The sequence below is a fragment of the Heliomicrobium sulfidophilum genome (assembly GCF_057715735.1).
Genome location: NZ_JBVTZZ010000003.1, coordinates 20,273 through 34,397 on the forward strand (window position 1 = coordinate 20,273; position 14,125 = coordinate 34,397).

The 14,125-nt window shown below is 59.3% G+C and carries 22 protein-coding genes; all 22 read right to left on the bottom strand.

Translation table 11 applies throughout. The features are described from left to right. A complete protein-coding gene (locus tag AC0CW1_RS01245) occupies positions 1-2,253 on the bottom strand; it encodes a phage portal protein family protein (RefSeq protein WP_488181312.1) in 2,253 nt (750 codons plus the stop codon). Continuing rightward, positions 2,250-3,551: a terminase large subunit domain-containing protein gene (locus AC0CW1_RS01250; protein ID WP_111154024.1), complete on the bottom strand. Its 1,302-nt coding sequence runs from the start codon at positions 3,549-3,551 to the stop codon at positions 2,250-2,252. Before AC0CW1_RS01250 ends, AC0CW1_RS01245 begins: the two co-directional genes overlap by 4 nt. Further along, entirely contained in the window at positions 3,548-4,090 is a 543-nt protein-coding gene (locus tag AC0CW1_RS01255) for a phage protein Gp27 family protein (RefSeq protein WP_111154023.1), read from the bottom strand. Before AC0CW1_RS01255 ends, AC0CW1_RS01250 begins: the two co-directional genes overlap by 4 nt. Continuing rightward, complete coding sequence (locus AC0CW1_RS01260) at positions 4,090-4,386, bottom strand: winged-helix domain-containing protein (protein ID WP_127488453.1); 297 nt, start codon at positions 4,384-4,386, stop codon at positions 4,090-4,092. Before AC0CW1_RS01260 ends, AC0CW1_RS01255 begins: the two co-directional genes overlap by 1 nt. Continuing rightward, the gene (locus AC0CW1_RS01265) at positions 4,383-4,745 is read right to left on the bottom strand and encodes a type 2 periplasmic-binding domain-containing protein (RefSeq protein WP_146809156.1); all 363 of its coding nucleotides are present in this window, start codon (positions 4,743-4,745) and stop codon (positions 4,383-4,385) included. Before AC0CW1_RS01265 ends, AC0CW1_RS01260 begins: the two co-directional genes overlap by 4 nt. A gap of 132 nt (positions 4,746-4,877) precedes the next feature. Continuing rightward, complete coding sequence (locus tag AC0CW1_RS01270) at positions 4,878-5,183, bottom strand: Mor transcription activator family protein (protein WP_488181313.1); 306 nt, start codon at positions 5,181-5,183, stop codon at positions 4,878-4,880. A gap of 20 nt (positions 5,184-5,203) precedes the next feature. Further along, on the bottom strand, positions 5,204-5,416 hold the full coding sequence (locus AC0CW1_RS01275) for a hypothetical protein (protein ID WP_488181314.1): 213 nt from the start codon (positions 5,414-5,416) through the stop codon (positions 5,204-5,206). 11 nt (positions 5,417-5,427) lie between these two features. Beyond that, positions 5,428-5,829, bottom strand: a complete 402-nt coding sequence (locus tag AC0CW1_RS01280; protein WP_488181315.1) for a regulatory protein GemA — start codon at positions 5,827-5,829, stop codon at positions 5,428-5,430. Between the two features lie 5 nt (positions 5,830-5,834). Then, positions 5,835-5,993 (bottom strand): hypothetical protein, encoded by a 159-nt coding sequence (locus AC0CW1_RS01285; RefSeq protein ID WP_164828012.1) that lies wholly within the window; start codon positions 5,991-5,993, stop codon positions 5,835-5,837. Beyond that, complete coding sequence (locus AC0CW1_RS01290; protein ID WP_488181316.1) at positions 5,968-6,633, bottom strand: hypothetical protein; 666 nt, start codon at positions 6,631-6,633, stop codon at positions 5,968-5,970. The genes AC0CW1_RS01285 and AC0CW1_RS01290 overlap by 26 nt, the downstream gene beginning before the upstream one ends. After that, positions 6,630-6,923 carry an AbrB/MazE/SpoVT family DNA-binding domain-containing protein gene (locus AC0CW1_RS01295; protein WP_488181317.1) on the bottom strand — a complete coding sequence of 98 codons (294 nt, stop codon included), beginning with the start codon at positions 6,921-6,923 and terminating at the stop codon, positions 6,630-6,632. Before AC0CW1_RS01295 ends, AC0CW1_RS01290 begins: the two co-directional genes overlap by 4 nt. After that, on the bottom strand, positions 6,907-7,158 hold the full coding sequence (locus tag AC0CW1_RS01300; RefSeq protein WP_488181318.1) for a hypothetical protein: 252 nt from the start codon (positions 7,156-7,158) through the stop codon (positions 6,907-6,909). The genes AC0CW1_RS01295 and AC0CW1_RS01300 overlap by 17 nt, the downstream gene beginning before the upstream one ends. A 14-nt stretch (positions 7,159-7,172) precedes the next feature. Further along, on the bottom strand, positions 7,173-8,114 hold the full coding sequence (zapE, locus tag AC0CW1_RS01305; RefSeq protein WP_488181319.1) for an AFG1/ZapE family ATPase: 942 nt from the start codon (positions 8,112-8,114) through the stop codon (positions 7,173-7,175). Beyond that, a complete protein-coding gene (locus AC0CW1_RS01310) occupies positions 8,080-8,361 on the bottom strand; it encodes a hypothetical protein (RefSeq protein WP_488181320.1) in 282 nt (93 codons plus the stop codon). Before AC0CW1_RS01310 ends, zapE begins: the two co-directional genes overlap by 35 nt. Further along, on the bottom strand, positions 8,300-8,806 hold the full coding sequence (locus tag AC0CW1_RS01315) for a hypothetical protein (RefSeq protein WP_488181321.1): 507 nt from the start codon (positions 8,804-8,806) through the stop codon (positions 8,300-8,302). Before AC0CW1_RS01315 ends, AC0CW1_RS01310 begins: the two co-directional genes overlap by 62 nt. Before the next feature lie 59 nt (positions 8,807-8,865). Further along, on the bottom strand, positions 8,866-9,447 hold the full coding sequence (locus AC0CW1_RS01320; protein ID WP_488181322.1) for a hypothetical protein: 582 nt from the start codon (positions 9,445-9,447) through the stop codon (positions 8,866-8,868). A 5-nt stretch (positions 9,448-9,452) separates the two neighbouring features. Continuing rightward, complete coding sequence (locus AC0CW1_RS01325) at positions 9,453-9,845, bottom strand: hypothetical protein (RefSeq protein ID WP_146809146.1); 393 nt, start codon at positions 9,843-9,845, stop codon at positions 9,453-9,455. Next, entirely contained in the window at positions 9,842-10,096 is a 255-nt protein-coding gene (locus AC0CW1_RS01330; protein WP_488181323.1) for a hypothetical protein, read from the bottom strand. The genes AC0CW1_RS01325 and AC0CW1_RS01330 overlap by 4 nt, the downstream gene beginning before the upstream one ends. After that, a complete protein-coding gene (locus tag AC0CW1_RS01335) occupies positions 10,089-11,102 on the bottom strand; it encodes an AAA family ATPase (RefSeq protein ID WP_488181324.1) in 1,014 nt (337 codons plus the stop codon). The genes AC0CW1_RS01330 and AC0CW1_RS01335 overlap by 8 nt, the downstream gene beginning before the upstream one ends. Positions 11,103-11,125: 23 nt before the next feature. Beyond that, on the bottom strand, positions 11,126-13,123 hold the full coding sequence (locus tag AC0CW1_RS01340) for a transposase (protein WP_488181325.1): 1,998 nt from the start codon (positions 13,121-13,123) through the stop codon (positions 11,126-11,128). Between the two features lie 354 nt (positions 13,124-13,477). Further along, positions 13,478-13,690: a helix-turn-helix domain-containing protein gene (locus AC0CW1_RS01345; RefSeq protein WP_127488429.1), complete on the bottom strand. Its 213-nt coding sequence runs from the start codon at positions 13,688-13,690 to the stop codon at positions 13,478-13,480. Further along, a complete protein-coding gene (locus tag AC0CW1_RS01350; RefSeq protein WP_127488428.1) occupies positions 13,687-14,001 on the bottom strand; it encodes a hypothetical protein in 315 nt (104 codons plus the stop codon). The genes AC0CW1_RS01345 and AC0CW1_RS01350 overlap by 4 nt, the downstream gene beginning before the upstream one ends. Positions 14,002-14,125: the final 124 nt, after the last annotated feature.

Below are 14,125 nucleotides of genomic sequence, written 5' to 3' on the forward strand. Positions count from 1 at the left end.
TTATTCCTCACGGTCTTTGACCGATTCGGGCACTTCCCGCAGCGAGACGCTCGGGGGCTTGGACCAGCCCGGATCGGGTGAAACGTCCGGCCTGAAGTTGGCCGGGGTGATACCCTCGCGGGCGGCGCGGTACTTGTTGATGGCGATCACGCCGCACCGGCAGCGGTGTCCGTTCGGCGGCCACCATTCATTCCAGATCGGATCGTCGCGGCTTGCCACAAAACCGTTCATTGCCCGGTGACTGGCCCGCGTGCCCGAATCCAGCACAGCGGAATAGCGGTAAAATGGGAACATATCCGCCATTTCCGGCTGCTGGAGCTTTTCATACTGGCCGGTTTCGTAAGCCGTCTGAATCTGGTTGCGGAACACCGTCTCCATGTGCCACGGGTCCAGTTCACTGATGCCGAGCGCCGCCGCCTTCGCGTCCACGGCCTTCAGGAAGTCCTCGAAGGTCGTACCCTGTTCCAGGGAGGCGAGCAGCGCCTCGTGGATCGCCCGGATCATATCCTGGCTTTGCACGCCCGCCAGCGTGAAATGCTTGGTGCGAAGCTCGTCGTTCAGTTTCCGGTACTGCTCCATGTTGATCGGCATCAGCTGCGAGAAGTAGCGGATCGCCTCCTCGAACTTGACCGGCTTGGCGACGACCTTGTACGCGAGCTCGTCGTCATCGTCCGCAAAGGAAGGGTTTCCTTCGCGTTCGGCCCTCAGAAAGTCGAGATGCGCAGCGTATTCGCCCATCGCGTAGGCGACGATGCTTGTCCGGTTCATGAGATCAGCAAGGTCGGCGATCGCTTCCCGATCCGGCTGCAAGCGGGCGACATCAGCAACGCCGAAGTCTTTCCACCGGCGCACCTGATCGACCAGGTGATTCCACATCCGCCGGACGATCGGAAGACTTTCGTCCACGGACCGGGCGAACAGCAGCTGAAGCTGATCGGCCCGTTCCTGCTGGTCATCCTCCTCGGCGGTGAATTGAACGACGTGCAGCTCGCGGTCATGATCGTGCGTTTTTCGCGCTTTTCGTGAGACGTTTTGTTCCGAAAACAACGGGGAAGGGGCGACTTCCGCCTTCTTCACCAGCACGTCGTTCTTGCCGGGGCGGGGGATGTTGTATTTCTCGTAGAAGTAATCCACCGAGATCGGCACACCCATGTTGACCAGTTTCTCGTCGCGCTCGACCCATTCCTTATGGACTTCCTCCGGCTCGTAGCTGATATGGAAGTACGGATACGAATCGACCTCGCCGAAGTTGAAGGCGACCAGATAGGGGATCAGGTCCGTATTGATCGCGCTCATGAGCATTTTTGCGTCCGCCTCGATGATCTCGTCCTTGACGCCTTCATGTGTCTTGCTGGCGGCATACGAACCGCCGCTCGGCAGCTCGGTCGTGAGCGTCTGGCCGAGGATCGCCTTCGAGATTTCCGCGTTACAGAAGCGAAGGAACGCCTCGTGCGCGTCGCCTTTTGCATCTCCGGCCTCCTTGAACTCCACGGACGAGTTGGACGGGATCGCGACCGCCGCGTCCTGGACGAGCGATACGAGCGCATCGAGCAGCCGGTCCTGATCGGCTTGCGACGCGCCCGGCTGGTACTTACCGATGGCCGTCGGCATGCCGTACTTTTCCATGAAGATCGCCCAGAACTTGAACCCGTGCTTTTTGAACTGCCACGCCCAGAAGCACTTCGTCGCCAGCGCCACGCCGTAAGGGTTGTGATCGTCGCCCGATTCGTGGACGACGGTCAGGAACTTGCCTGGCGGCACCGGCTCGCCCTCGATGTCGGCCAGGCTGCGCAAAAAGCGCAGGTTCCCGTCGATGTCGAAGGTGAAATATTCGATCGGGCGGTCTTTCATGTTGGCGATCGTCCAGCGGCCTTCCCGTTCCGTCCAGATCAGCTCGTGAATGTTCCGACCTGCGAACACGGCGTCGAGCATTTGCCGCATGTCCTGGTCGAAGTTGAGCCGCTCGAACGTCTCCTTGACGAAGGCGGCGATCTCCAGATCGCGCCGGTCGTCGGAGGCGGGGAGCACGTCCCAATCTTTTGAGAGAACGCCGCTTTTGCGCTTGGTGAGCTCCGCCCACACATGCGCGTCGGTTTTCATCTCCTCGAAAATTTCCGCCGACTTGCCGGTCTTCTTCAGAATGATGTCCGGGTTCGGCAGCGACTTCATGAATGCTCCGAACGTGTTCAGGACGCGGGCGATTTCGCTCGTATCCGGTTTTTTGATTGGTCTTCCGTCTGGACCGAGAATCATCCGTATCCCTCCATCATCCTCCGCACGACGCTCCGCCGGGCGACCGTCACATCCAGCGACACATACGGGTTATTGATTGCAGCGTGCAGCGAGAGGGCGAGCGCCCAGAACCGGTCCGCGTGGCCGTTCTCGCTGCGTTCGGCGGCGTACCGGATGTTCCCGGCTGCCGTCGTGATTTTCTGGACCGAGTGCAGATCGTTGCGCAGCACCCGGTCGATCGGGATGCGCACGACGCGATCCTCGAACGCCCGGCGCTGGGTGATCGCAAGCTCCTGCTTGACCGGCCCGGTAAATTCAACCGCTTCGGCCTTGCTGCCGAACGCCTCGACCGCCTCCTCGGCGAGCTGCATGCCGATGCCGGTGGCGTCGATGCAGGCCCGGCGCATGCGCGGCATGGACAGGTAGGTGAACAGCTGCTCGCGCTGGACGCTGAACTTTTGTTTCTCCAGAACGTGGATCGCTCGCGTCCAGTACAGCGTGCCGGTATATTCGAGAATCCACATGACGGTCAGGTCGCGCTTGCGTCCGATGTCCACGCCGAGCGTCAGATCGCCGACCGGGGAAAAGTCCTCCGGCAGCATGAACGTCGCTTCGTCCGTCTCGCAAGGTGTGATGAGCTCGTAAGGGAGGAGCGATCCGGCCTCGTCGATGAACTCGCAGCAAAACTCTTGCAGCCAGTCGTCTTCCGATTCGCAACCTTTGCGCAGCTCGTCGATGTCGATGTCGAGCCCTTGCTCCTTCGCCATGTAGATGTCCACGAAGTGCTTCGACCAGGTGCCGGTGTTGTCCATCCACAGGTCGTAAAACTTGCCCGACTTGCCGTTCGGTGTCGAGATGACGCGCAGTTTGTAGCCCCGCGTGATCGTCGGATACAGCGCCGTCCAGATTTTCCGGCTGTCCGCGTGGAACGCGAACTCGTCCAGCACGACGTTGCCGGAGAAGCCCCGCGCGGTGTCAGGGTTGGCCGGAAGGCCGATGATCTTGCTGCCGTTCGGGAAACGGACCTCCAGCTGCTTGATCGCCTGGTCGTCAATCTTAAAGGTTGTCTCCAGCTCCTCGCAGGCGACGCCGATCGCGCGGGTGTGCGTGGCGACCTTTTCCATAAGCTCCTTGCTTTGCCGTTCCCCGCGTGAGAGGAGCACCCACGTCGTCCGGTGATCGAGACAGTCGAGCACGACTTCCAGCGAAACCGCGAACGAAAAGCCGGTCTGCCGGGCTTTCAGGGAGATTTTGAACCGGCTCTTGTCCTCGACCCATTTGCGCTGGTATTCGGTGAGCTGGATCGCGGGCTGCGTCATAGGATGCCGTACACTTGCTCTTTGATGTAGGCCAGCGTCTCCGCGTCAAGCCCCTTTTGTCGCCCGGTTTCCTCGATCGCTTTGACGGCCTTTTCGGCTTTCTGGCGGAACTCCAGCTTCAACTTCTCGCGCTGGACCGAACTGCGTTCCAATTGGGCGAGCGCCTTCATTGTCTCGATCAAACCCTTGTCGATCACACCGCCCTCGTCCTGGGCGGCCATCAGCGTTTCCTGGATGAGCTGCACGGCCAGATTCGACGCCGCCTCGGTCATTTCCGTTGCCGGTCGGTCTTTGCTGTCTTCGATGATCGCCTTGGCCTGCTCGCGGGCGATCCGCAGCTTCTCCAGCCGCGACAGGAAGTCTTTGCCGTACCGCTGCACCGCCATGTGGCTGACCTCGACGCCGGTCTTGTCGGCCATCTGGTTGATCCAGTCGGCGATCTCACGGTACGTTGCGCCGGTCGTCAGTTTTTTGTTGACCGCCTCGACGATTTCCGGCGGCAGCTGAAGCACTTTGCTATGCTTGCGGCGGCTTGACATCAGCGGATCACCAGCACACCGGGATCGTCCGGGATGTTGCCGTCCAGCAGGTCGATGCCCTTGGCGGTCAGGGTGGCCATCGTGCGCTGGATGCCGAGTTCATTGCCTTCCTCGGTGCGGACGTACCCTTTCTCTTCGAGGTAATGCAGATGCCTGCGGATTTGCGGCAGCGAGCCGTCCATTTGACTATCGTTGAGCGTCAACGAGATCAACCGGTCGCTGGCCGGGCTCGGATATTGGACTTTGAGGATCGTCAGGATGAATCCCCGGATTTCTTTTGCTTCCTTGTTGTTCATTCGTTTTTCCCTCCTGCTCCCGTCAATTTGCTCACGCTCTGGAGCATTTCCCGCACGTCGCGGGTGAGCGTATCGACTTTATGTTCGAGCCCCGCGATTGCCCGCGTCTGGTCGTCTTTCAGCTCCTTCAGGGCGCGGTTGAAGTCGTCTTTCAGGACGTACTTCTGCGGCAGCTCGGCCTTAAAGTCCGAGAAGTCCTTCTCGATCTCCTGAAGGTTTTTGTCCAGGGCGGACTGATTTTCTTTCACGCTGGCACGAATGTCTTTGAGGAAATAACCGATGATGCTGGCAAGCGTCAACAGAATCGAGCCCATGACGGTGATGATGGTGACAAGTGCGCCGGTTGGCAGTTGATCCAATGCTAGTTCCCTCCTAAACGAAAAAAGCTCACAACAGATTTTGGTCTATTGTGAGCATAACAAAGGGGTCTGATCGGATTCGATCAAACCCCTCTAGTTTTTTCGCGCGATAAACTACTTATAGGAAAACTATTAAATTTCGATCTCCAACTGCTCGCCTTCTTCCTTCGGTCGGGTCAGGCTGCGAATGTACGTTTCCGACAGGTTATATTTGCGGGCAAGGTCTTTGTAGTTGGTCCCGTCGAACTCCTTGCAGATGATGCGGTCCCGAGCCGGGCCGATGGCCTTGTCAAACTTCGGCATATACTCATAGGTGCCGCCGAAGTGCTTGGCGAGCTCTAGCGTAGCAGCCACGCCGATCAGCTCGGCCATCTTCCTGTAAAGATGAGGCAGTTCCTCGCAGTTGACTTCGGCGATCAGCTCCTCGGTCAACTCCATTGACATCCTCCTTCCTGGCATTATATCGCATCGTTCTCGTTTTGTCTCGCGATTTCCCATTCTTTGGCTTCGACGTGCTGGGTGACGGCCTGGCAGGACGGGCACCACAGCGTTTTGATGTGGCCGGATTTCTTCAGCTTGCTTCTTCGCCGCTGAATGGTGGAGACGTGGCGGCAGACGGGGCAGATGAGGAACGTCGCCGCCAAGAAACGCGAGGCGCTTCGTCGGCTCACGACGCCGACCTTTAGGGCGCGGCCCGCTGATAGCCGCGATCCCGCATCTTCTTCAGCGCCTCGATCACCTTGATGCCTTGCTGCTTCGTCAGCCAGCCGAGCCGGTCCACGCCGGTGAGCTTTTTGACGAATCCCTGGAGGCGCTTGGGCTCGTCTGCCCAGCCGAGCTCCTTCTCCAGCTGGCGGATTTTGCCGAGCATGGCGTCCGTCGCCCGGTGTTCGCGCGGCTTCGGCGCTTCGCCGACGAGCTTGCACAGCCGGTCGATGACCTTGATCGCCTGTTCCTTCGTCAGGGCGGAGATGCTGCGGTCGCCGCTGACTTGCTCGACGACCGACCGCAGGTTTTCCTCCTCGATGCCGTACTGCTTCATAAGCCCGAAGATTTTGCGGCGCTGCTCGGGAGTGGTCTTCATGGGAATCACTCCTTCCCGATCAGGCGCTCGCACTCTTCGACGGTCATCTGGCGTCGGTACATGCCGCCGGTGACGGCGTTCAGATCGGCGTCGAACATCTTGTCGAAGTCCGGGCTCATCTCCACCCGCGCCAGTTCCTCAATCTTCTGTTGCGGCATTGCCATGTGCTTCATCCTCCTTCGCGTATTCGAGGCCCACGCTGATGCTGTCCTCGACAAAAACAGATTTTCTCACGTCATCGATCTGCTCCTCGGTCAGCTTGCCGAAGAACCGCTCGATCAGCTCGGCGTTCTTCGCCAGGCGGATCGCGTCGAGCTCCTCTTCCAGATCGCCCTGCACGCCGACCGTCTCCAGCAGCTTCTTGTCCTTCAGATAGTCGCCTTTCAGCTTCTTTTTGACGGCCTTCATCGCGTCAGGTGAGAGGCCGAGCCCGCGCAGCACGTCGTCGATCACGATTGACTTGTCGAAGTCGCCTTTGAACAAGGCGATCAGCGCCGCCTTGAAACGCGCCTCCGTGTCGTATTTGATCTCTTCCTTGCGGGCGATCTTCGACTTCGCGACCTCGCCAAGGACAGCGACCAGGCGGTCGTAGTTGTCGATCTCGAACTTCTCCTTGTACACGGCGTTGAAATGCCCGGCGTTGCCGAAAATTTGCAGGAAGGACAGGTTTCGGTTGTCCATCACCGCGTAGGCTGCCGTCGTCAGCTCGGCCTTGATGGCGTCGAGCCGCTTCTTGTCTTCTTTCATGTTGCGCTCCAGCCTAATCGCTTCATCGACCAGCGCGGCCAGCTGCTCCTTGTTCATGACGACGACACCTGCCCGACGAAGGCATTCGCGAATTTCCGCTCGGACACATCCACGTCCATGTTCTCGACACACTTGGCGCAGACAAATCGCCCCATGTAGACGATCAGCTGCTTGTCCGAATCGCAGAACAGGCATTGCCCGTTCGTGCGCTGGAGCAGGATAGTGCCGTCCTCTGCGCAGACCTCGATCTTGAATTTTTCGCCGCCGGTCAGGCCGAACTCGCGGCGCAGGGCTGACGGTAGGGTGATGGCTCCGGTTTTGTTGATCTTCTTATTGAACGATTTCAAGGGAATGGCTCCTTTCGCTGAATGAGATTTTTTGTTCTTTGAGCAGCGTGCAATACGCTTGCTCGGCTGCGGCCAGGCGGTAGATCGCGGCGTCTATGAACGCCGGTTCCACTTGGTTGAATTGCTGCCAGGCGAGCGCCAGCTCCGTGCGAGCGCGTTCGATCTCGCGTCCGGCAGGGAGGGCGGATAGCTCTTCCCGGTGGCGTTTGGCTTGGCTCAAGAGATGCAGCAGCATGGCCTCGCCTCCTTTCAAAAGGTTTCGCGGTCTTTCTTGCGTCCGTCCTCGCCGTCCATATGTGCGTGCTTCATCATCTGGTTCAGACGACTGCGGATCGCTTCGACCTTTTCTTCCAGCCGGTGCTTGCGCATGGCCTTCTCGTACACCTGGTCAGGCGCGTAGTTGCTGGTCGCGAACGTCGGCAGGTTGCCGGTGAACCGAGCGTTCACGATCTCGAACATGACATCGACCGTGAACTCCGTTCCGGCCTCTTGTCCGAACTCGTCGATGACGAGCACCGGCGTCGTGCAGTACGCCTCGATCAGGGTATCGAGCGATTCCTTCTTTGAGAGCATGCCGCGCATGTTGCGGAAGATCGCGTCGGTGCGGATGAACAGCACCGGCACGCGGCGTTCTTCCAGCCGGTTGACCATCGAGAGGACGAGATGCGTCTTTCCCGTTCCCGGCGGTCCGTATATATAAACACCCTTATCGCTTGCGCCGGGCGTGAACTCCTGGGCGAACCGGTGGATATACGCGCACAGCTTCTTGTGACGCCGTTTCTGCGCGTCCGGGAAGTTTTCAAAGGTGAAGTTCTTGTCGCTGGCCGCCTTCCCGGAGAGGGAGAGCAGCCGCTGCCAGCGCAGCTCCCGGTGGTATTCCAGGAACGGATCGCACATGCGGTGCAGACTGTTAATGTGACCGCCTTGGATGTCAAGGTGAATCTGTGTGCCTTCTTGACCCGCAGGGCGGCTGCAGGATGTATAGCCTGTGCATCCCCGGCATTCCTCGACCTGCTTCGCCCGATCCATGAGCTGCACCGTCGCCCTGCGAATCTGTTCATCAGTTGCGCCGAGCTCCGCCAGTTCCGGCAGCCGCTCGCGAAAATATTCCGGCGTGTACCGATTCATCACTTCAGCAAACCGCGCTTGCCATGATTCATTGCCTTCCAGCGCTTCCTTGATGCTCTGCATGCGTCTCGCCTCCTTCCAGCGGCACGAACAGCACTTCCATGACCAGCTTGTCCGTGTCGAACCGGATCGCCTCGATCGGGCGGTCCGACGGTTGCTTTTCGACCTGCCGCAGTAAACTGTGCAGGCTGACCGCAGCCGTTCCGGCGGTCAGGATGTGGGAGAAGAGGACGAAGCAGCGGTTCGGATCAGGCGGGATCGCCATCTTGATCCGTTCCGTCGGCGCTTGCTTGGCCTTCGGTTTCGCCATTGCTTTCACCGCCTTTTTGCCCCGGAACGAACCGCCCTTCGATGATCGCGATGATGTCGTCATAGGTTTTGACTTCGCGCCGGTTGTCGTGGAAGTCGCAGATCGCTTTCATGAACTTCAAGAAGCCGACTTCCTCGTCCGTGATTCGGTGATCGTCGAAGATCGAAGGCTTCATCGCCGCCTTCGCTTTAATCTGTGCGAGCAGCGTGCCGCCGACCAGCCCGAAATAGTGGGAGAGCTCGATGTGCGTGATATGCGATTGATGCCAGCGCTCCGCGACCTCCCTCGCCAGCTTCTTCCGGTTGATTTTCGGCTTCGGAGGTATCGGCTTGATGCCAAGGATGCGGCGAAGCTCCGCCCTCGTCGGCTTTCGTTCTTTCTTGCGCTTGCGGCGCTTCAGGGAAGGGGAGGAGCTCCGCTTCGTCGGTTTCGTTGTTGTGGTCATCGGAACGCCTCCTTCGGTATCTGGATGTCGTGCAGGAAGCGGATCGCCATCGCCGCGACCTACATCATCTCGATCCGGGCGTGGATCGGGTCGTTCGCCTTGATCGCCGCCCAGGCTTCTTCGAGCTCTTCCTTCAGTACGGCGTAGCCTTCATGCGCCGAGTGGAAGGGCGGAAATTTTCCCATCGCCCGGCGAAGCTCCAGCTGCACGTCGCAGATGATGTCCTCGATCCGGTTGTCCGATCGGCTGGCCGGGGCCGGGGAGGGCTGGCGCTTCACCGTTTCGTCCTCGGATTTGAACGGAGAGCGCGGGCTGCGGATGCCCCAGGCTCGCATCTTTGCTTGCAGCGTGTTCTTTTTCATGCCTTGCTCTTGCTCGATCTGGTGGATTGTCTTGCCCTTGGCGAACTCGGCGAGCACGAGCTCCTTCGTGACGTGATCGTATTTGCGCGGCGGCAATTGGATCGGCCTCCTTTCCTGAACGCCGTCGGCGTTCGTGATTTTCGGCGGGGTCGCAACCCCGTACTTGATCCGCTCCTCTTCGGTCATGGGCCGGGTGACGCACTCGCTCGACCAGGTGGCCCGCAGCTCGACCTCCCTTTTCGGAATCGGCGTTCCCGTGTGGCCTCTTGCTCTTGGCACGGTCATCACCACAATTCGTTCAATTTGATTTCGAGTTTCGGCCTGCCGTCCGGCATCGTCGCCGATCTCTCCGGCGGTGGGTTTATATAGCCGGTGTGAACCACTCTCACGATGTCTTTCGCAGCGTAGCGCTCCAGCACATAGGAGACAGCACCGGCCTCATCGATCACACCTTCCACGCAAACGATGCGGATGCCGCCTTCTGGCGGTTCAAATGCGACATCGTAAATGCGGAGGGGCTTTCCCCAATACAGGCGGCGACGTTCCCGCCCGCGTTCCTTTGCTGCCGCGATCCGCCTTCGCCAGGAGCGAACCCATTCGGCATGTTTTGCCCGGCGCGACGGCTTGATCTGCGGAGGCGGGGCGGACTTGGGGCGAATGTTTCGTTTGTCCTTCATCGGCCTGTTCGCCTCCCTCGCTTGCGCCATTTGCGCCAGTTTTTGGCCTGGCTTTTCTTCTTCCGGAAAGACAGCTGCGCGATCCGTTTCCGCCTGGCGATCTCCCGCTCGACGATCACCCGCAGCGCCGGATAGTGCTTCGCCACCGCCTGCACGATGGCGCGGACGGTGGCGGTGACAACTTGGATGAATCGCTCGAAAAATTGCTTGACTTCCGGCGACAGCTGCGGCGGTGTGATGGGCTCACGCATTGGCGGTCAGGTTGATCTGGCCGATGTGGAGGACCATTTCCTCGGTGATCGGCTCGCCTTTCGTCATATCGAGCAGCACGTCGAGAATCTCGACACAGTTGCGCAGGCCGCCCTTGCGCGGGTTCAGGGCGATCTGGATCATGACCTTTCGCGCTGCGCTCGTCAGGTTCACCCGTTCGAGCAGCTGCTCGACCTCCTCGCGGGACGGTCCTTGCAGGCGCTGGTGGAACGGGGCGCGGTCGGCCAGACGCTTCAGTTCCGGGCGCATGTCCGCGAAGTCAAGGAACATTTCCGCCAGGGCGAGGTTGCCGACCAGGGCGACGCCGATGTTCCCGGCCTCGTCGTAGATGTCGCGCAGCGCCTCGTATTTGTCCGCCGACTTCAAGAGATCGGCCTCGTCGAAGATGAGGAAGTACGGCGTGCGCTTCAGTTGCTTCACGATCCGGCGCGTCAGCTGGTTGGCCGATCCGGTGTCCGGCAGGCCGAGCGCATCGGCCAACTCCTGAAGCAGACTTTTGACCGTATGTGTGCTCTTGCAGCGGATGTAGATCGCGCTGCCGGGATTGGTCAGCAGGTACTTCTTCAGCGTCTCGGTCTTGCCGAGGCCCGGATCACCGGCCACAATGCCGAACTTGTGCTTCGTCGCCGCTTTCTTCAGCACGTAACGCATGCGCTTGACATCGTTCGTCTCGATGAAGGGGAGCTCGTCCGCGCTGGTGATGTAATCGACGGCGGGAGCTTGTCCCGCCTCGTCCTGTTTGTCCTCCCAGGTGCCGATGCTTCGCAGGTAATTTCTGACCGTTTCCCGAAGTTCTTCACTTTCGGGATATTTTCCGTTAACATAGAGGGAGATGGTGCTCCGAGATTTGCCTAGTTCCCGAGCAACATCTGTGATCTTTGCGCCCTCCTCCTGAACCAGTTTCGCGAGGAGGGTTCTTTCTTTGGACCACCCCTCCATGCTGATCGCCTCTCCTTCGTCGCGTTGAACCAAATGTGCTACTGCCATCTGGCATTACCTCCTTCGATTGATTATCCTTCCGTACCCTCGCGCAGGATGTACTCATCGAACGCGCTGACCGTCTTGGTCTGCCGTTTCGATCTTGCCGGTTTCCCTTGCTCCTCACGCTGCTTGACGACCTGCTCGGTGCCGAGCATCGCCCGGACGTTGCTTTTCGCGCTGCCGACCTCGCCGGTCTTCATGCGGGCACCGGCTCCGTCGCGTTCGGCGACAACCTGTTCCAGCGTCGCATGCGATTCGCGCAGCAGCTGCTTGACCTGCTTGCGGCGGGCGGCGCGGCGTTTGAGAAATTCCTGCACGTCGTCCTTCGTGGCGTTGAAGTCCAGCAGCTCCTTGTTGGTGGCCGTGAACAGATACTTGCCGGTCTTCGGATGGAAGACGAGCAGCTCGCCGATCCGGTTCGGGTCGTAGCGGATGATGACTTTCTGTCCGGCGTATGCGGGCAGTTCCGGGTGCCAGTACCAGCGCGGACGGCCCCGCGTGCCGAACTTCTCGATCCCCTGCGTTTGCACCGCCGCGCGTTCCACATCCATGAGACAGATGTCCAGGGCGCGTTCGTCGGCGAAGCCCTCGCGGATTTTCGGCGTGGAGAAGTGCTTTTGCATCGGTGCCATGCCGAGCGACCGGTGCACCGTCGTGTGATAGTCGTACAGGTACGCCTCGATGCGCTCCGACAGCTCTTCCAAGGTGAGCAGCAAACCCTTCTCGTGTGCTTCCTTCTCGTCGAACCCTTCGGGCCGGTCTTCGTTGTTCGGTCCGCACCAGCCGGGCTGGTAGCGAGTGAACTGATCGGTGAAGGTGCCGAACCAGCGCTCGACATGTGCCTTGGCCCACGGATGATAGGGCGTCGCGAACTGGACCTTGATGTCCAGCGTCTTGCATATGCCGCGCGTTTCCCGCGACATTTCCCAATCCTCATGCTTTTTCCCGGCTCGCACCTGCGCCTTGTAGTCCTCGCCGTTGTCTATGTAGAGCATGCCGGGGATGCCGCCAAGCTCCAGCACGTCTTCCGTGCCGTCGTCGTGCACGATCTTCTTCGGCAGCAGCGCGTGCCTAAGCGCCAGGGCGATCGTGCGCCCGTTTGCCTGGTCGGATAGGCACCAGCCGACCACGACGCGGCTGCAAACGTCGAACCAGACGGTCAGCCACGGACGGATCGCGCGACCGCGATAGCTGATGAACATATCCAGCTTGTGATGGTCGCCCATCCAGACCTGGTTGACGAACTCCGGTTCCTTGCGGGTTGCCTTCTCGGCGAATCGCTTCCAGTACGCTTCCTCGCCTTCGCGTGCCAGGCAGCAAAGGTCCGGCTCAAAGTCTTCCATGTCGCTGATATACCGGAACACGCTCGCACGAGACGGTGCTTTGTGACCGTTTGTCTCACAAAACCGGACGGTTTCGCGGTAAACGTGCGCTGGTTTCGGCTTGCGCCGGTCCAGATACTTCGCCCGGATGAATTTCTCCACTTCGGCGTCGATGCTCGTGCGCTGCGGCCCCTGTGTCAGTAGGCGCGATTTGCGCATCAGTCCCAAAACCCCCCATTCCTGAAATTTTTCGATGTCCCGGTACAAGGTGGCCGTGCTCTTGCCGTACCTCTTCGCCAGGCGATTGATCCAGATCGTTCGCTCGACGCCTTGCGGCGGGTTCATCGCCTGCTCGATGATCTCCATCTTGTATTCGGCCTCGGCCATCATCTCCCGGAATTTCTCCTTGCCGACGGCGTGTTCCAGCTCAGCCAGCGTGTACGGGATTCCGGTCGTTTCCGGCTTGTCCGGTTCGGCGGTGCCGACATCGGATGCGGCGGCCACTTCGCTCATCGTCCAGAACTTGCGCTGGACATCGACCGGGAGGGAGGACACTGGAATCACGTAGCTTTTACCTGATCGACCGCCTCGGGCGTTGCTGACTTCTTCTGCCTGGAGCTTTCCGTCTTGAATTTGCTTGCGGATCGCGCGTTCTGTGATCCCGAATAAACCAGCGGCTTCGGTCACGGTAAGTTTTGGCTGCATGTGTTCCCTCCTCTCTTGCGGCTTTGAAGTATTTAATGAAAGCAAATTCCCAAACTACTTTGGATAGAACGCTAGTCGGGCATGATGTACGATAGATTCGTAGATTCGTAAGAGCGGCAGCTTCCCTCCTGACGGCGCTGGAGCCGGAAAGGAGGGAACGCCTATGGCAAACACCGTTAAAATGGACGGTTCCGTCAAACTTGACGGGTCTGTCAAACTGGACGGTAAGCAGCCCGCTGACGGGAAGAAATAATTCTCGATCACAGAACATAGCGATCAATTGATTAGCCGGTAGCTCCACCTACCGGCAAACCACTTTGCTCCAGCGCCTTCAGGAAGGAAGCTGCTTCACTCTTACGCGATCTTATTCAGCTTGTCCGGGTTCATCCCCAGCGCCTGGGCGATCTTGGGGATGAAGGTTTTCCCGGACCGTTCGCCGATCAGGATCAGGTGGAGGTATTTGCCGCTGGTGCCGATCTCTCTTGCGAGCTCGACTTGCGTTTTCCCCACCTCAATCAGGCGCTTTTTCACAATTACACCGAGCGGCGACAGCTGGCGCTTCCTCATGCTGATTCACCCCTTTCCTTGCTGTCTTCTGCCATCCGCATGCCTTGCTGCTTGTAAGCCTCGCGGATAGCCATGTTGCGCAGGTTGCGCGTCGCGGCGATCTTGGCGCTCAAATGGAGCACCGTGCGATGCAACTCGGCGACCAGCTCCTGCTCCTGTCTTTCGAGCAGCTCCGCGTAGGATTCCAGCGCCTCCTGCTGTGCGAAGGATGCGGTAAATTCGCCGTCCGTCACATTCAGCTTGATGTCGCCGAGAATCTCGCGGGCGATCGCTGCCGATGCCTCGCGTTGATCCGCTAGTGCTTTGTTCATTTTGTCTCACCTTCTTCCCATTTGAGACATGAAAATCTCGGATTCTCGTATTCAGTTTTCAAGGATCGACTGTTTGTGACTTCTTAGGTGTGATAGAATCGCTGTGATGGTGTTTTCTATCTAA